The 17623-nt window shown below is 40.6% G+C and carries 20 protein-coding genes; 13 read left to right on the top strand and 7 right to left on the bottom strand.

Annotation, left to right across the window (positions count from 1 at the left end; genetic code table 11):
* Positions 1-296: 296 nt before the first annotated feature.
* The 5 genes from Q7P05_RS04445 (at position 297) to Q7P05_RS04425 (ending at position 5026) form a co-directional block, all read left to right on the top strand.
* A complete protein-coding gene (locus Q7P05_RS04445; protein ID WP_303930748.1) occupies positions 297-782 on the top strand; it encodes a GNAT family N-acetyltransferase in 486 nt (161 codons plus the stop codon).
* Between the two features lie 306 nt (positions 783-1088).
* The gene (locus Q7P05_RS04440; protein ID WP_101928628.1) at positions 1089-1838 is read left to right on the top strand and encodes a DUF969 domain-containing protein; all 750 of its coding nucleotides are present in this window, start codon (positions 1089-1091) and stop codon (positions 1836-1838) included.
* Position 1839: 1 nt separating this feature from the next.
* Positions 1840-2769 carry a DUF979 domain-containing protein gene (locus tag Q7P05_RS04435; protein WP_303930746.1) on the top strand — a complete coding sequence of 310 codons (930 nt, stop codon included), beginning with the start codon at positions 1840-1842 and terminating at the stop codon, positions 2767-2769.
* Between the two features lie 141 nt (positions 2770-2910).
* Positions 2911-3564, top strand: coding sequence for a pyroglutamyl-peptidase I (gene pcp / locus Q7P05_RS04430; protein ID WP_213467961.1), 654 nt, complete (start codon positions 2911-2913; stop codon positions 3562-3564).
* A 133-nt stretch (positions 3565-3697) separates the two neighbouring features.
* On the top strand, positions 3698-5026 hold the full coding sequence (locus tag Q7P05_RS04425; RefSeq protein ID WP_303930744.1) for an S-layer homology domain-containing protein: 1329 nt from the start codon (positions 3698-3700) through the stop codon (positions 5024-5026).
* A gap of 158 nt (positions 5027-5184) precedes the next feature.
* Here the strand turns inward: Q7P05_RS04425 and rbsB are convergent, their stop codons facing one another.
* The 7 genes from rbsB to Q7P05_RS04390 all read right to left on the bottom strand — a co-directional run bounded on the left by rbsB (position 5185) and on the right by Q7P05_RS04390 (position 11342).
* Positions 5185-6087: a ribose ABC transporter substrate-binding protein RbsB gene (gene rbsB, locus Q7P05_RS04420; RefSeq protein ID WP_060919259.1), complete on the bottom strand. Its 903-nt coding sequence runs from the start codon at positions 6085-6087 to the stop codon at positions 5185-5187.
* Positions 6088-6096: 9 nt separating this feature from the next.
* Positions 6097-7032 carry an ABC transporter permease gene (locus Q7P05_RS04415; protein WP_123138321.1) on the bottom strand — a complete coding sequence of 312 codons (936 nt, stop codon included), beginning with the start codon at positions 7030-7032 and terminating at the stop codon, positions 6097-6099.
* Positions 7032-8513 (bottom strand): sugar ABC transporter ATP-binding protein, encoded by a 1482-nt coding sequence (locus tag Q7P05_RS04410; RefSeq protein ID WP_303930740.1) that lies wholly within the window; start codon positions 8511-8513, stop codon positions 7032-7034. The genes Q7P05_RS04415 and Q7P05_RS04410 overlap by 1 nt, the downstream gene beginning before the upstream one ends.
* A 44-nt stretch (positions 8514-8557) precedes the next feature.
* Positions 8558-8971, bottom strand: coding sequence for a D-ribose pyranase (gene rbsD, locus Q7P05_RS04405; protein ID WP_303930728.1), 414 nt, complete (start codon positions 8969-8971; stop codon positions 8558-8560).
* Between the two features lie 119 nt (positions 8972-9090).
* Entirely contained in the window at positions 9091-9978 is an 888-nt protein-coding gene (rbsK, locus tag Q7P05_RS04400; protein ID WP_303930726.1) for a ribokinase, read from the bottom strand.
* Positions 9979-10326: 348 nt separating this feature from the next.
* Entirely contained in the window at positions 10327-10983 is a 657-nt protein-coding gene (locus Q7P05_RS04395) for an NAD(P)H-binding protein (protein ID WP_005387476.1), read from the bottom strand.
* 248 nt (positions 10984-11231) lie between these two features.
* Positions 11232-11342 (bottom strand): putative holin-like toxin, encoded by a 111-nt coding sequence (locus Q7P05_RS04390; RefSeq protein WP_295792506.1) that lies wholly within the window; start codon positions 11340-11342, stop codon positions 11232-11234.
* Between the two features lie 187 nt (positions 11343-11529).
* Between Q7P05_RS04390 and Q7P05_RS04385 the strand changes: the two genes are divergently transcribed.
* The 8 genes from Q7P05_RS04385 to Q7P05_RS04350 all read left to right on the top strand — a co-directional run bounded on the left by Q7P05_RS04385 (position 11530) and on the right by Q7P05_RS04350 (position 17539).
* Positions 11530-13125 carry a tryptophan transporter gene (locus Q7P05_RS04385; protein WP_303930724.1) on the top strand — a complete coding sequence of 532 codons (1596 nt, stop codon included), beginning with the start codon at positions 11530-11532 and terminating at the stop codon, positions 13123-13125.
* The gene (locus tag Q7P05_RS04380; RefSeq protein WP_295824360.1) at positions 13118-13930 is read left to right on the top strand and encodes an energy-coupling factor ABC transporter ATP-binding protein; all 813 of its coding nucleotides are present in this window, start codon (positions 13118-13120) and stop codon (positions 13928-13930) included. The genes Q7P05_RS04385 and Q7P05_RS04380 overlap by 8 nt, the downstream gene beginning before the upstream one ends.
* Before the next feature lie 9 nt (positions 13931-13939).
* Positions 13940-14608, top strand: a complete 669-nt coding sequence (locus tag Q7P05_RS04375) for an energy-coupling factor transporter transmembrane component T (protein WP_295824358.1) — start codon at positions 13940-13942, stop codon at positions 14606-14608.
* A 310-nt stretch (positions 14609-14918) separates the two neighbouring features.
* Entirely contained in the window at positions 14919-15419 is a 501-nt protein-coding gene (locus Q7P05_RS04370; RefSeq protein ID WP_303930721.1) for a GNAT family N-acetyltransferase, read from the top strand.
* Positions 15420-15503: 84 nt separating this feature from the next.
* Positions 15504-16367 (top strand): histidinol-phosphatase HisJ, encoded by an 864-nt coding sequence (gene hisJ / locus Q7P05_RS04365; RefSeq protein ID WP_303930720.1) that lies wholly within the window; start codon positions 15504-15506, stop codon positions 16365-16367.
* A 4-nt stretch (positions 16368-16371) separates the two neighbouring features.
* Positions 16372-16830, top strand: coding sequence for a hypothetical protein (locus tag Q7P05_RS04360; protein ID WP_303930718.1), 459 nt, complete (start codon positions 16372-16374; stop codon positions 16828-16830).
* A gap of 62 nt (positions 16831-16892) precedes the next feature.
* Positions 16893-17132, top strand: a complete 240-nt coding sequence (locus Q7P05_RS04355) for a hypothetical protein (RefSeq protein ID WP_287533676.1) — start codon at positions 16893-16895, stop codon at positions 17130-17132.
* Between the two features lie 38 nt (positions 17133-17170).
* Positions 17171-17539, top strand: coding sequence for a hypothetical protein (locus tag Q7P05_RS04350; RefSeq protein ID WP_303930716.1), 369 nt, complete (start codon positions 17171-17173; stop codon positions 17537-17539).
* The last annotated feature ends 84 nt before the right edge of the window (positions 17540-17623 follow it).

Raw genomic sequence — 17623 nt, 5'->3', positions numbered from 1 at the left:
CCTGTTTTTTTATGTTTATGTAAAGATTGATATATTAACTCTGAAATATAAATAGCAATATTAACATTACTGTTGCATTTATATTTATACAACTCGTGTATATTGGATAACTTTAATAATAGAAAAAAATACTAGTATTACAATATATCATTCTGTGTTTTCTTATTAGGTATAAAAACTTCATATAATATTTATGTAAAAATATTGAAAGTAAATACATATGGGTGTATAATAACGTTCATAAGTAATAAATATACATAGTTAGTGAATAAAAATATAGATATGAGGGAAAGACCATGAAAGAATTTAGACAATTAACAGTAGCAGATACAGCGGAATACCATAAGGTATTAATTGACGGCTATGCAGCCATAAAAGACTATCCAATTACATTCGATGCCATTGATTTTACAGAGGAAGAATCTAAGGCGTGGATCGAAACTTATCCTGTATATGGATTGTATATTGATGGACAACTTGTAAGTTCTATTACATTCTGTATGCCATGGGTGAAATATTCTACACCAGATAAATTTCCACACATCGCTCACTTTGTAACAGCGCCTGAGTTCAAAGGTAAAGGATATGCTCGGGAAACATTGGGTTATGCTGAAGAATTATTGATTAACCAATTTAAAACACCCGCTGTTACATTGGGGACTGCAAAAGAACATCCGTGGTTGCCTAAAATGTATGAATCCTTTGGCTTTAAAGCGTATGATAAAGTTCATTTTAGAGGGAAACAACATACTACAATACTTTTCAAAAAAGAATTAGTATAGAAACTATTTTAAATCATTATAGACACAATTTAGGGTCTACCTATAAATTGCTATATTAACTATCTTGCAACTAACTACAAACTACAATAGCAATTGTATAATAACTAATTAAACCTTATACATTACTACCTTTGATTTAGAATGTCTTTATAATGTGACATAATAACAGAATCAAATGTAATTGATGTATAAGGTTTATTTGTTTATGCAAAAAATACATGTTTGGGTATATAATGTAAACATATGTAGTATGTCTATGGACTATAGGTTAGGGTCATGGATGGTTTTTTGAAAGGATGTGAGACTATGTTAGTCTTATCTGGTATTTTAGTGATGGTCATCGGTCTGATGCTGCGCTTTAATGCCTTGTTAGTTGTCGTAGCCGCAGGTTTTGTAACGGGCCTTGCAGGTGGTCTCAGTATCAACGATATCGTTGGTGCCATTGGTGAGGCCTTTGTTAAAAATCGTTATATGTCATTATTTATCTTGATTTTACCTGTTATTGGTCTTATGGAACGTCATGGCTTACGTGAACGGGCAGAAATTTTGATCGGCAAGATCAACGCTGCTACGGCTGGTCGTATCTTTATGATTTACTTATTTGTGCGCCAAGTAACTGTAGCTTTTGGTATTAACATGTCCGGTATGGTTGCCATGGTACGTCCGTTGATCGCACCTATGAGTGAAGCTGCAGTAGCGCAAGGTCGCCCAGTATCTCAACGTACTCTTGATAAGGTGCGTGGTATAGCTGCTTCTGCAGATAATATAGGCAATTTCTTCGGTCAAAACTTGTTCCTTGCTGCTGGTGGGTTATTGCTTATCAAAGGTGTTATGGAACAATTAGGCTATTCTGTAGAGTTAACAGATATGGTGTTATACGGATTGCCAACTGCTGTTTGTGCCTATATCGTTAATTTCATTCGCTTTATTATCTTTGATAAAACAATTCAAGCCTCTGTAGCTCGTGACGAAGAGGATATGAAAGCTGGTAAATTAGTACCTAATGAATTTAATATCCTTGTTACACCAGAAGAATTAAAGAAGGAGGCTGAATAATATGTTAGAACTTATCTATAAAATGCAGCCCTTAGATTATGTATACCTTCTCGTAGGGATCATCTTATTTATCTTTGCCATTCAATCATTTTTAGATAAAGAACATAAATATCGTATCGGTACAGGTTTATTCTGGCTCTTGTACAGCGTGTCCTTTATCTTTGGTTCTTATCTATCAAAGGAAATAAATGGCTGGCTCGTTATCGCCATGGCTGCTATCGTCTTGGTAAAACAACTCGGCAAAGGTCATTACTTTGAATCTCCTATTGAATTCAAAAAAGACGAAGCAGTCCGTATTGGTAATGTTATTTTCGTACCGGCTTTACTTGTTGGTATCATCACATTCATCATTGGCTTCTTTACTAAATTAGGGGCTCTTGTAGGCATTGGTATTGCCGCAATCATTGCTATGGGTGCTGCTCTTTACATCACTAAGGGTTCATTTAACCAAGGCTTCCATGAAGGTCGTCGTCTTATCGATGCAATCGGTTGGACTGCTATTTTGTCCCAATTATTAGCGGCTCTCGGCTATCTATTTAATTTGGCTGGCGTTGGTAAAATTATCTCCAGTGCCGTCGCAAGTGTAGTACCAGCTGACAATGTATTCCTCGTTGTTGTAGCATACTGTATCGGTATGGTTATCTTCACAATGATCATGGGTAACGCCTTCGCTGCATTTGCCATGATTACAAGTGCCATCGGTATTCCAATGCTCGTAGTAGCTCATGGTGCTAACCCAGCTGCTGTCGGTGCTATTGCAATGCTTGCTGGTTATTGCGGTACATTGATGACTCCTATGGCGGCCAACTTTAACATCGTACCGGTAGCGCTCCTTGAAATGCGCGATCAATACGGCGTTATTAAAGCACAACTTCCAATTGCATTAATTATGCTTGTATTAAATATCCTATTAATGTATTACTTTATTTAACCTTTTTCTTTGAAAAACGATATTCTTATGAGAGCGGATGTTATATACAATCTACTATGATGTAGTTTTGAGGTAGGATTGTCCTTATAAAAACATGTACTTATTGATATAAATCATAGAATATCGTTATGAGGTAGTGTGATGAAAACAATTTTGATTACCGGTTTTGATCCATTTGGCGGTGAACCTATTAACCCAGCTTGGGAAGCGGTAAAAACAATGGATGGCTATACCGATGGTGATTATAAGGTAGTGACTCAAATGGTTCCTACTGTACGTTACAAATCTGTTGATACTGTGAAAGCAGCGGCTGAACAATGCGAACCAGACTTTATTCTATGTGTAGGTCAAGCAGGGGGGCGCCCAGATATTACAGTGGAACGTGTTGCTATTAACTGCGATGACTTCCGTATTCCAGACAATGGAGGCAACCAACCTGAAGATGAACCTGTTGTAGCTGATGGCCCTAGTGCATACTTTGCGACATTACCAATTAAAAATATTGTTAACGCATTGCATCAAAATGGCATTCCTGCAAAGGTTTCTAATACAGCGGGTACCTTTGTATGCAATCACTTGATGTATGGTGTATGTCATTATGCAGCGCAAAAGGGCAATATTAAGGCGGGCTTCATGCATATTCCGTACTTGCCATCTCAAGTGGTGGATAAACCAAATCAACCAAGTATGGCTGTTGAAACTGTACGTGCCACATTGGAAACCATCGTTCACGTATTAGCTCATGGTGAAAGCTACAAGGCACAAGATATTAACTATACAACACCTCACGAATAAAAATCTTATAAATAGTGCTTATTTAATATACATAATAGATTTTATTCTAGGTATAGAATTGTTTACGTATAATACAAAATAAAATTAATATATGAGATATTGTGTGATATCTATATGAGAGAAGGTCTTTTTAATGAATAAAAAGTTGGTAGCAAGTTTAGTTTCCTGTATGGTATTGGGTTCTGTAAGTGTGTATGCAGCCAATCCATTTTCCGATGTGGTTGCTTCTAGTTGGGCATACCAATCTGTTGAGCAATTAGCAAATGCAGGGATTATTAATGGATACCCTGATGGAACTTTCAAAGGTAACAATCCTATTACGCGTTACGAAATGGCTCAAATGGTAGCTAAAGCTATGGCTAATCAAGATAAAGCCAATGTGGAACAACAAGCGATGATTAATCGCTTGGCCGACGAATTTGGAAATGAACTCAACACATTAGGTGTACGAGTAGCAAAATTAGAAAATCAAGTAGGGAATGTAAAGGTAACTGGTAACTATCGATTGCGTTACCGTGGCAGCGAATTGAAAAATGATACCTATGCGTATGGTAAACATTCTTCCTTTGATTATCGTGCCCGTGTTATCTTTAATGCTAAAGTTAACGATAAAACTGATGCTGTTGTACGTATTCAAGGCTCTAGTGAACTCGGCAATAGCAACGCAACACAAGGCAAAATTAATCTTGCCTATGTAGATCATCATTTTGGTAAAGACACAACTTTGCGCGTAGGTCGTCAACTCTATACACCAGCTCTAGGTCTTATGTATGATGATCTCGTTGATGGTGCTCGCCTTATGTACAAACATGGCAAGCTTGATGTATCTGCTAGTTATGGTTACTGGTTGGGCGGCGCTCCTACATACCAAACTAAAGACAATACTATTACTGCCGCTATGGTTGAAGTTAAGGGAAAACTCAATAAACATGTTACCCTTGGTGGTATGTATGGTCGCTTCCATAATGGTAAATTGTACCAAGGCCAAGATGTGGATGCACTTACTGGTAAACAAGTTAAATCCTTTATTGATTCTCCATACAAAAACATTTGGGGCCTCAACGCAAACATGAACTTTAAACGTTGGAACGTCTTCGGCGAATGGCTTACAGCACCAGGCGTATCTGATTCTCATGCGTGGATGGCTAGCCTTGGCTATGGTAATTATGACATTAAGAAAGCTCATACTTATAGCGTTCGCGGTCAATACTACTATGAAGAAGCAAATTCTCCAATCTTCAGTAGTGCCTTTGCGCCTGCCTATAGCTTCTACAATCAACACTATGTAGATAATAAAGGCGTAGCCCATGTACGTAATGGTTTCAAAGGCTTCGTAGCTAATGTAAACTATGTACCATTCCAAAACGTATCTATCGGTGCTTACTATGGCTTCGGTAATAAAGATATGGACGGTAATAAATTAGGCGATTACTGGCGTACAGATGTAAACTTCATGTTCTAATATATGTTGTTTTCATAACATCACTTTCTTTAAGAAAACACTATAAGAGTATATATTTTGGTTGATAAACGTTATATAGGATTAACTAAAATACATATAATAAAAACCCCGACATCAATTTGATGTCGGGGTTTTCTGTACCCAGTTTCTATTTACAATTATTTTGTAACAACTTTAAGATCTACAGGGATTTTAGCTTCTACAGCTTCGCCTTTGATAACTTTTTGTGCTGTATCAATAGCGATTTTACCCATTTGGTCTGGTTGTTGAGCAATTGTTGCAGCCAATGTGCCGTCTTTAACAGCTTTGTCTGCGTCAGCAGTACCGTCAAAGCCTACGATGAAGATTGTTTTGCCTGCGGATTTAGCTGCTTGAATAGCGCCCAATGCCATTTCGTCGTTATGAGCGAAGATAGCTTGTACATCAGGGTTAGCTTGCAAAATGTTTGTTGCTACGTTCAAACCTTTTGTACGGTCGAAGTCAGCACTTTGTTTTGCTACTACTGTTAAATCTTTGTCAGCTACGTTATGGAAACCTTGGCCCCGTTCACGAGTTGCGGAAGCACCAGGGATACCTTCGATTTCAGCTACTTTCGCAGCTTTGCCTACTTTATCAACGATTAGTTGAGCTGCCATTTCGCCGCCTTTTACGTTATCGGAAGCGATGTGAGCAACTACTTTGCCTTTATCAGCAGAACGGTCAACAGTGATTACAGGAATGTTTTTAGCATTTGCTGCTTCTACGGAAGTAGAGATAGCTGCAGAGTCTACAGGGTTGATGATCAATACAGAAACGCCGCTTTCAAGCAAGTCAGAAATATCGTTTGCTTGTTTTGCAGGGTCGTTTTGAGCATCAACGATTTTAACTTTAAGACCAAGCGCTTTAGCTTGAGCCTCAACGCCTTCTTTCATAGTTACGAAGAATGGGTTGTTCAATGTGGAAACAGAGAAGCCGATTGTGCCGGATTTTTTGTCGCCGCCGTTATCAGCGCTTTTACCACAGCCTGCTACAAGACCGATAACCATGATAGCCATCGCCAACAGTAACAATAGTTTTTTCATAGGAACCTCCTAGGCTTTCTTGCGGTCTGCAAGAACCGCCAATAAAATGACAATACCTTTTACAACTTGTTGATAGAAACTGGAAACGTCGAGAATATTTAACCCGTTGTTGAGGGTACCGATAATTAGGGCACCAATTAATGTGCCAACGATATGACCACGACCACCAGCAAGGCTTGTGCCGCCAAGAACTACGGCTGCGATAGCGTCAAGTTCGTAGCCTGCACCTGCTGTAGGTTGTGCAGAGTTAAGACGAGATGTGATGATTGCACCCGCGATACCACAGAGCATACCAGTTAAGGCATACACGAAGATTTTAACGCGGTCAATCTTGATACCAGCAATGTAACTTACCTTTTCACTACCACCTACGGCGTATGTTTTACGGCCTAAGGATGTGCGGCTCAATACGAACCAGAGGATGATGAAAGCAAGGAACATTGTGATAGCTGGCACTGGAAGGCCTGCAATATCTCCTTGGCCAAAGCCGTGGAATAGAGGGTCTTGGGTAAGACCAGAGATTGGGTTGCCGTCTGTGAATACCAAGGTCGCACCACGGTAGATGGTCATGGTCGCCAAGGTAGCGATAAATGGAGCTACGCGGCCATAGGTAATAACGAGACCGTTAATACCGCCCAATACAAGGCCCGCACCTGCGGCTAAGAAGATAGCCAATACAGGGTCAGTACCAGTTACGATGAGGTTAGCCATCACTGCACTAGAGAGGGCAAGGATGGAACCAACAGATAAGTCGATACCGCCTGTTAAGATGACAAAAGTCATACCAAAGGCGATGATCGCATTGATGGATACTTGGCGCAACAAGTTACGCAAGTTAGAGAATTCAAGGAAACTGTCATTCATGACAGAGATAATTACAAATAATAGGATGAGGCCAATGAGGGGGCCTAATTTTTTTACATATTGTAGAGCTTTACTGTCCATTATTGTCCTCCTGTGGCTAATGTCATAATCGATTCTGGTGTTACATCGCTGCGATCCAAGATACCTGCAACGCGGCCTTCATGAATGACCATAACGCGGTCGCTCATGCCGAGCACTTCCGGTAACTCAGAGGACACCATGATAATGGACACACCATCGTTCGTTAATTCGTTCATTAAATCATAAATATCACGTTTCGCACCGATATCGATACCGCGCGTAGGTTCGTCCATGATGATGATGGATGGCTTTTTACCAACCCATTTTGCGATAACCACCTTTTGTTGGTTACCACCGGATAGGGACGATGCTGGTTCGTGAATAGATTGTGTTTTAACGCCTAGTTTTTTAGACAATTCGTCAGCAAAGGAATTGAGCTTGTTGCTATCTAGTATATGAGATGGGCAAATTTCGCCAAGGTTCGGCAAGGTAATGTTGGAACCGATGGAGAAGTCGAGGATCAAGCCTTCGCTCTTTCTATTTTCTGTGATGAAAGCAATGCCAGCTTTGATAGCATCTTCTGGTTTTTTACAGTTGAGAACGGAGCCGTTCACTGTTACGGTACCGCCATTGTGTTTATCTACGCCAAAGATGGCGCGCATGATTTCTGTACGGCCAGCGCCCATAAGGCCTGCTACGCCGAGGATTTCGCCCTTGCGCAAGGAGAAGGAGATGTCATTGTCGAAACCTTCTGGTTTGAGGTTATCTACGCTCATCACTACTTCGCCTGGTGTTGTAGTGCGCGTAGGGTAGAACTCGTCGATAGAACGGCCTACCATGTGGCGTACCACTTCGTCTACAGAAATCTCAGATGTTGGTTTTGTAATGATGGTGTGACCATCACGCATAACCGTTATGGTATCGCATTCGCTGAATACCTCTTCCATGCGGTGAGAGATATATACGATAGCAACGCCGCGTGCTTTCATTTTGCGCATCATATTGAACAATGTGGCCGTTTCGCGCTCGGTGAGGGCTGCTGTCGGTTCGTCCATGATGACAACCTTTGCATCTAACATCAAGATGCGAAGGATTTCCGTCATTTGTTGATGACCAACGGAGCAAAGGCCCGCCTCAGTAGTGAGGGGCAATTCGATGCCTAGTTCGCGGCAGGTATTCTCTGCCTCAGCGAGCATCGCTTTTTTATCGAGCATACCAAATTTATTGCGCTTTGGTCTCATTAAATATAGATTTTCTAACAATGTTAGATTTGGCCAAATGTTGAGCTCTTGGTGGATGAACGCCACACCGTTTAGCTCGGCCTCCCTCGGATTTGGGAAGGTGCGCTCTACGCCGTCGATGGTGATTTTACCAGCGTCTGCCTTGTGAATACCCGTAAGGATATTCATAAGGGTGGACTTGCCGGCCCCATTTTCGCCCATCAAGGCGTGAACCTCGCCCTCCTTGAGGGTAATACTTACATCGCGCAGAACTTGGTTCGTACCAAATGCCTTTGCAATGCCTGACATAACAATTTCCATAACTACTCCTATATGATTGGTGAAAGTATCTCTAATCTATTGCTCTAGGGACGATCGCTAAAAATACAATCGGCGCGCAAGATAATGTTGGCATACGGAGATGCTTCACCAGTTCGAATGATGCATTTGCATTGTTTTGTGGCTTCTTTGAAAGCTTCATGGCTTGTTTCAATCCATTCGTATTGATCGGATGGGAAGGTAGTCTCCAAGAAGTCATAAGCTTTAGGATTATTTTCCTTAATTTCTGTTGCCACATGAACTGCTTCGGATTTCATATGCTTAGCGATGATCGATACAACTTGCTCAAAGCTTGGTACACCGAAATCTAAGGCTAAGTCGATTTTTTGAACCCCTTCAGGTACTGGCAACCCGCAGTCAGAGATACAAATCGTATCTGTGTGACCAAGGTCGGCAAGAACCTTAGCGATATGGCTATTTAAAATGCCGTGTCGTTGCATAGTAAACTCCTTTTATACTCTGATGGCTGAGGTTTAACACCTCGGCTATTAACTCCTTTTGTTATATAAAGGGTAGATGCATTCATTACTTAATAACTATTAAAGGTCTATTCAATAGTTTAATGTTGTGCCAAGAATGCAGCAACCTCGTCTTTTGTTGGCATGCCACCTTGAGCACCCAAGCGTTGGATGGAGAGGGCTGCAGCTGCATTGCCGTAGTGCAACGCGTCAGCTAAGCTTTTACCATTAACGATAGCCGTTGCAAAGGCACCGTTGAAGGTATCGCCTGCGCCAGTAGTGTCTACCGGTTCAACCTTGAAGCCAGATACGGTGTGGATTTTGCCGTTATCGCCATAGCCTACACCCTTACTGCCAAGGGTAACAATGATTTTGTTTTCGTTAGCTAGTAATGTTTCCTCTGTGGATTGATTAGGGTAGAGGGCAGATAGTTCATGCTCATTTGGCGTAATATAGGTTGCCAATTCTAACCACTCTGGATTGAGGTCAGCCGCTGGAGCTGGATTTAAGAGGACTTTTACATTAGCCTCGTGACAACGACGAACGATGTATTCGATTGTGGGAATAGGAATTTCGTTTTGCACCATTACAAGATCTGCTTGCTCGATAGCAGACCAAGCATTATCTACTACGTTTTTGTCTAGCTTAGCATTAGCACCTGCAATCACGATAATGCTATTATCGCCTTCAGCCAATGTGATGTGGGCTGTGCCAGTTGTAGTATCTGGTACCGTAACGATGTAGTCTGTATTGATATGATTTTCCTTTAGGTTATCCATAATCATTTGGCCGTATGCATCTGCACCGATACAACCTACCATAGTAACCTCTGCACCAAGACGTGCAGCTGCTACCGCTTGGTTGGCACCTTTACCGCCGTGAGCGATGTGCAATTCGTTGCCCATGATTGTTTCGCCTGCCGCTGGACGTTTATCGGCGAGCACTACAATATCCATGTTACAACTACCAATAACAACAATGCGATTCATAATAACTCCTTAATCAGCCTCAGCCCTAAGTGGGACCAAAAATGGATATCGTTAATTTTTATACATAAATTTCCCGATGTTTTATGCAGAGAAATGTATATATAAATGGTATCGATAACCGCATAGGCGTTTACTTTCACATATCTATTAGTATAACTTAATCATTTATTAGTATAGCCTAAATACGAAAGTTTATCTATATAAATAACTATAAAATATGGGAATAAGAAAAGGTATACCCAAAATCTATGTTACATGAGTAAAAATGTACTGATTAGATTTTGGATATACCACAAAAAAGACTACCTACAATAGTAGATAGTCTTTGGCTATTTATATAGTTATATATTAGTGAAAGCTTGGTTTGTCGTAGTGTGTACCTGGTTCACCAATACCGATGCTTGCGCGGTGGAATGGTGTTTCATCATCTACATGTAAGATGTCGAAGATGGCTTTTACTACAGCTTCCCGTGTAACTTGGGCATCGTTAAATTGAACGCCTTCAGGAATGAGCTCATAATTTGTGTTTTCTGGATCATTGTAGAGCCATGTGAGGCGCAAGATTGTGTAGTTTAAGTTAGATTCGCGCAACACATTACGTGCTTGACGTTCGCCCTGGACATAGCTAATAGGCAAGCTGTCGAAGGTCCATTTTTCAAGTGCTGCAGGGAATTCACCAGAAAGACCAGCCATAGAAAGACCGATAACGCGGCGAACATTTTTACGGCTTAATGCTTTCACAATAGCCGCCATATCGCTGCCAGACTCCATAGCGCCTACAAATACGATCTCTGCATTTGTTACAGCTTCCTCTAACTTAGCAGGGTTTTGGAAAGAACCCTCGATGACAGTAACCCGTTCATGCTCTAAAATCTCTGGATGTAAACGAGTACTCAATTGGCGACCATATAATGTAAGGTGCATATCTGTATATGTTAATAATGTAGCAGTCAACTTTTGTGCAATTTGGCCAGCGGCCCCTAAAATTGTAATATATTTGTACATATAGACCTCCTATGTCCTAGGCATAAGTATTTGTATGCATTATATCACAACTATATGACGAGAAAGTGAGAATAGAAATTTAATTATGATAGTAAAAGTTAGTTTTCTCAGCTGTAATATATTATTAGATGTGGTATAATACAAAACAAGAAGAGCCAATTAACGTTCTGGAATGCGTTAGGCTCATCTCCTGGGAAATAAGAAAATGAGAAATGGCCTAACGTCCAATTTGGGGTGTTAGGTCATTCTTATTTTACAATAAGAATGACTAATGTTGCGAATGCAATCATTAATGATATGGCTTCAAATACAGTCATATCACCATCTCCTTTCAATGTACGAAGGAGATGAACTAACACACGTTAATTGGCTCCTATCAGTATCATATATTAGTTGTATTATAAAGAAAAGTGACTAATAGTCACATAGGTGACCAATAGAGTCATTAACAAGACTAGAACGTAATATGAAGAGCTGGAGCGTGCAAAAGTCCCCAAAGAGTGATAAAATATAGATTATATATTCATTTTTAGAAAAGAGGCTATTATGGAACGGATTCAAGATCTTGTGTACACGCATGTGCAGGGTGGCCAGTTTAGATGGGTTACTGTCAGCACATTGATGCTCGCATTGGGCACGATATTGCATTTGGTGAGCCCTAGTGTGGCTGGGGTAACGCCAAACTGGACGATTGCTACGTACTGCGTAGCTATTTTATTGACTCGTCCAAGTTTGAGTCAAACATTGGGGATTGGCCTTGTAGCGGCACTCATCAATGTTTTGACATCTAAGTCAGCATTCCCTTACGGCAACTTGTTGTCTGAACCAGGCGGTGCTTTGACAGCGGCTCTCGTAACACGTGCGATGTTGTCTATGAAGTTCCGTAAAATCGGTGGTTTCGATTTAACCCCAATTGTATCTGGTTTCTTAGCGACCGTTGTATCTGGTGGTATCTTCGTTACTCTCTTATGGCAAGTGCTTGGTTTACCAAATAATGTATACATGTACGGCATGTGGCCATTGGTACTTATCGTAGGTGCTTTGAATGGCGCTATTACGCCAATCTTATACATTCCAGCACAACGTCTATTCTCCAAACGCGGTATGTTGCCTAGTGCAGATCAATTGACGTCTGACCATAGTCATATGACGATCTTGCCTGAGCGCCAAGCTAAAATTTCCATTGAACACGTAAATTACTATCATCCAAAGGCGACTACACCGTCTCTTAAAAACATCAATCTCGACGTACATGATGGGGACTTCCTCGTTGTGACTGGTCCTGCTGGTTGTGGTAAAAGCACCCTTTGTATGGCTATGGTAGGTGCTGTGCCTAAATTCTACGGTGGCCGTCTTGAAGGCATGGTCTTTGTAGATGGTAAAGCGACTACGCAAATGGAAATTCCAGAGCTTGCAAACCATATCGGTGTAGTTCTTGCCGACTATGATACGCAACTCGTAACGATGACAGTTCGTGAAGAAGTAGCTTTTGCTATGGAAAACCGCGGTTATGACCGTGAAACTATTAAAGGTCGTTCTGAAGAGGTATTTAAGCAAGTAGGCCTTGTAGGCTTAGAAGATCGCAAGATTACAAGCTTGTCTGGTGGTCAACGCCAACGTTTGGCAATCGCTTCCGTATTGGCTACGAACCCAACTGTTCTTGTTCTTGATGAACCAACGAGCTCCCTCGACCCAGATGGGACTGCCGAATTATATCGCCTCGTAGGTGATTTGAACAAGAAACACGGTATTACCGTTGTTGTTATCGACCATGACTTACACGCTGTATTGCCGTATGCAAACCGCATGGCTCTCATGGTGGATGGCTCTATTGCTTGTGATGACGATGTACCAACTACGCTTCGTTATATGTACGAACACAATATTCACGTTGATGCGTTGCCATCCGTGTTCACCACGTATATGGAACTTGAACAAGCGGGCTTCCACAGTGATGAGCCTTGGCTTAGTATCGAGTCTGCTATCAAGGGCTTGCACCAAATTGAAATGGCTCATGCCATCCAAACTGAGGTGCATGGTGAAAGCAAGTCTCCAGCTAATCAAACAAATACAGTAGAACATAAACAACCAATTCAACGCGTTGATGATGTACAAGGAAAGGACGGTGGCGCTCATGCTTAAGGTTGAAAATATCCGCTTTGGCTATGTGCCATCCGTAGACATCTTCCGAGATGTGACTTTCACCATCGAAGGCGGCGAATATATCGCTATCGGCGGTCGCAATGGTTGTGGTAAAACGACCATCACTCGTTTGCTCGTTGGTCTTGAAAAGGCGAGCGAAGGCCGCATGTACTATAACGGCACGGATATTACGTCTATGCCGCCATCTAAACGTGGTCAATTCATTGGTTATGTATTCCAACAACCAGATCGCCAAATGTTCAGACCAACAGTAGCCACAGAGGTTGCTTTCGGTCCTGAATCACTAGGTCGCAGTAAATCCGAAGTGAAAGAAATCGTTGATGAAGTGTTGGAACGTACCGGTATCGCTCACTTACGTGAAGCCTATCCTCCAACATTGCGCCGCGGTGAAAAACAACGCGTTGCTATTGCTTCTGCACTAGCAATGCAATCTAAAATCCTCATCCTCGACGAACCAACAAGTGGTCAAGATGGTAAGGAAACTAAAGAGTTGTTAGTACTATTGCGTCAACTTAATCAAGAAGGCATTACGATCCTTCTCATTACACATGATATGGAAATCATGGCTAGCGAATGTAGCCGTGCACTCATCATGGGTAACCAAACGGTTGCCTTTGATGGCAGTCCAGAAGAATTATTCAAGAAATCTACGGATGAATTGCAAGACCTAGGCCTTACAAAACCGCCAAGTGTGGAACTTTCACTAGCGGTGCCATCCCTAGGCTATTGCAAATCCATGGATGAATTGAAATCTAAGTTAGTGGCTCAGTTGGGCAGAAAATAGGAGGGACATATGGAACGTTTAGTACCGTTAACAAAAATCTTGATGACCCTCGCTGTATCCGTGTGGGCCATTCTATTACGCGACTGGGTATCTCTATTGGCCTTAGTCGTTGTAGAACTTGTCGTGTTATTTGTTGCAGGTTTATTGATCAAACAACGTAAGGCCGTTGTGGCGTTGACTAGCTTTGCCATATTTCTTGGCGTTGTTCAATTCCTCGGCAGTGGCGATGTAACATCCGCTATCGTATCTGGCTTGCGTATGCTCGCCATGACACTTGTATTCATCTGCTTGTTGGCAACTACAAAATTGCAAGACCTTACAGCGGCACTCGTAACACAATGCAAAATTCCTTACGAATATGCATTTATGTTCACTGCAGCACTACGTTTTGTGCCTGACTTCATCGCTGAAAGCCATGCTGTACAAGAGGCTCAAGCGTGCCGTGGTTTATCCTTAGAAGGCAACTTCATTAAACGCATGAAATCTTACGCATCCGTGATCCAACCATTGCTTTTAAAATCCTTGGGCCGCTCCGAAACAATGGCGCTATCCCTAGAACTACGCGGCTTCGGTGGACCTACACATAGCTTTGCAGCATCTGTAGGATTGAAAACTATGGACTACGCTGTAATTGGTGCATTGATTGCTATTACAGTACTACTATTCGTAATTGTGTAATAGATAAACTAGACAGATTCATAGAGTTAATTGTGTTATAATTAATTTGAAGAGTATGGGGTATCTTAATTGGTACACCTGAAAAGACACCTGGAAATGGCCAAATTTCTAGGTGTCTTTTGTTTATCTTTTGGAAATTTATTTATGATATCCTACTGATAGGTAGTAAGCGTACAAAATATTGCCTACAATATAACAAAAAGGGCGAGTTGAAACTCGTCCTTTTTTCTTGCGTATTTAGGTTCTTTTTATATATTATGTTATATAGAAATAATTTCAGTTTTGATAACAACTGTTTTGAGGGCTTCTTATGAGTGAATTAGTAATACGACCAATTACAAAAGATGATATCGCAGTTTGTTTAGATATTTATAATTACGAGGTTGTGAACGGCGTAGCCACCCTTGATCTTGAGCCCCGTACGTTGCCAGAGTGGCAGGAGTGGTATGAGGCACATCAAACTTCTGAGCACTGCATTTTTGTAGGCCTTATAGATGATGTAGTTGTAGGTTATGCATCGCTTTCACCATATAGAACAAAGGATGCTTTCAAAAGTACCGTCGAATTATCTATTTACATCCACGAAGATTATAGAGGTAAGGGCGTGGCATCTAAGTTGATGGCTCATATATTAGAACATGCGAAAGAAACGGAAACATTACATACTGTAGTGTCTGTTATTACGGCGGGAAATGCGACAAGTACAGCATTGCATGAACGGTTTGGATTCACCTACTGTGGTCTAACACCGCAAGTTGGTTTCAAACATGGTAAATATCAGGATACCGAAACATACGCATTATTGGTATAATAAAACGTAGATATTAAATTACAGACTAAATGTACAGATGATAGATAAGGGTTCGCTACGGGTTAGGGCGAATAGGGTGATTGAATGAACATGAAAGATGAACGGCAGTTCGTTGGGTACAGTAAGTATCGCAGCCGACTTGTGGACGGTCATGTACATACAGAATTGTGTCCCCATGGTAGTGGGGACCGCACTGCAATGATGATCGAAAAGGCTATTGAGTTGCGCATTGAAAAGGTGTGCCTCACTGAACATGCACCATTGCCAAAGGCTTTTGCTGTTGAATACGGCGGTGACCAAAAGGCTTATGACACAGCGTCTTTGAAATTGAATCAAGTAGATTCCTATCTAGAATTAGGCCGTCAATTGCAACGTGCTTATGGCACTCATATCGACATCTCCCTTGGCTTTGAAGTGGATTACATTCCAGGCTTTGAGACGGATATTCAAGAGTTCCTCGATCGTTATGGTCCGTTGACGGATGATAATATTTTATCTGTTCACTTTATGGAAGGTGTGAATAATGCCTTTTATTGCTTAGACTACAGCCCTGAAGAATTTGAGCGTGGCTTTGGTCCGTGGATTCAAAAGCAATATGAGTTATATTACAAATATTACTCCACCGTGCGCCAAGCCGTACGTGCTGACCTCGGTGAATATACGCCAAAACGAATTGGTCACTTTGATTTAATCAAGAAATACCAACACCACTTTGGCTTTGAGCGTCACTTGGATCGCCGCAATGCGCAAGTGGTAAGCGATATCTTACATATTATGCGCGTACAAGGGCGCGAACTAGACTACAACATGAGTGGTTTCTTTAAACCAGACTGCCGTGAAATGTATCCAAGCCGCTTTATTCAAGGCATGGCTGCTATCATTGGGGTGCCATTCGTACTAGGCTCTGATGCACATAGCATAGCTGATATAGAAAAAATTTGGGGCTAGATTGATGAGAAAGTTTCTTCTTGGGATTATTATTCTCATAACTTTAATAACAGCTTTTATAGCTTTTATGTTTTATCATGAACCATCATCAGATGAGCTGGTTGGCCGTAGTGTAGTTTTAGAGTTTGGGCCTAAGAATGAAATTCATATTAGCAAATTGGGTAGCCAATTTATTGTATCTGATACTAGTTTCTCTAACTCTAAATTTCCTTATTTCTTTGATGCCTTTGTAGAGAAAGATAAGGCTGGCAGCTCGTATCTATACTTATTATGTAAGGATAATATGATTGTCTTTGATAAAAATATGAATTGTGTTCTATTTCTCTCCAAACAAAACCAAGAGTCCAAAGCTTTGTTAAATCATGTACGGAAATATTATCATTTTGATGAAAATAAAACGAAGTATAAGATTGAAGATTTGGATGAAGTTGATAAGTCTATATATCTGTCGTTATTCGATTAAACAATATTGATTTAAAGAAGAGTGTAGAAATTAAAATTTTTCAGTTACTAAAAGGTCTCGCTGTGGTAGCATATACTGTAATTCCTTGGGGCCACACCTTGTGGGGAACAAGAGTATTAGCAGTAATCTTTTTATTGGCAGTATTAGGTGATATTTATTCTAGAAATAAAGTTGCTAAAGCGGTTACAGGTTTGTCGGTTTCTGAAAAAGAACGTTTATGTCGTTCTGCTAACATGCTTTATCTTTATTTTATTCCGTATATGCTAGTCTGTGTAACTGTAATTATTTTTATGAATTTTTAGTGTGTTAGCTGATTAGGCATTTTAGAGGAACAGAACGTATGGAGATAATACTTAAAATTCTAACTCTTATTATACTTATTGGTATATTCTATATCATTAGACAACGCAAGAAGTATGATGAATGGAATGAAAAGAAAAATCAAGCCATATATGATTTGGGGCAAATTTTGGCATGTGACAGAGAACAAGCTAAGTTTGTAATAGATCAACTAGGACATCATGCGGTACCTATTGATGCGGTAGTTGCGCCTATGTCTGTTGTCTCTATTCATGGTGAAAGTATGTACGGCTATGCTTTCGCTTATAATGAAATAAAGGGATGTTTTACTCTAAACGATAAGTTTGAAATAACAAATTTGATTTATAATGATGTGGACTTATTACAGTTAAATTCTTTATCTTTGTAAGATACAATGCAGTGATATTATTTTAAATATACTTTATAAACTAAAAAGGTAGACACTATCAATTTCATAAAACTGAAATAGTAG

Source organism: Veillonella dispar, assembly GCF_937975875.1.
In the GTDB taxonomy this organism is placed as follows: Bacteria; Bacillota; Negativicutes; order Veillonellales; family Veillonellaceae; genus Veillonella; species Veillonella dispar_B.
This window is presented reverse-complemented; position numbering and strand designations above follow the sequence as displayed.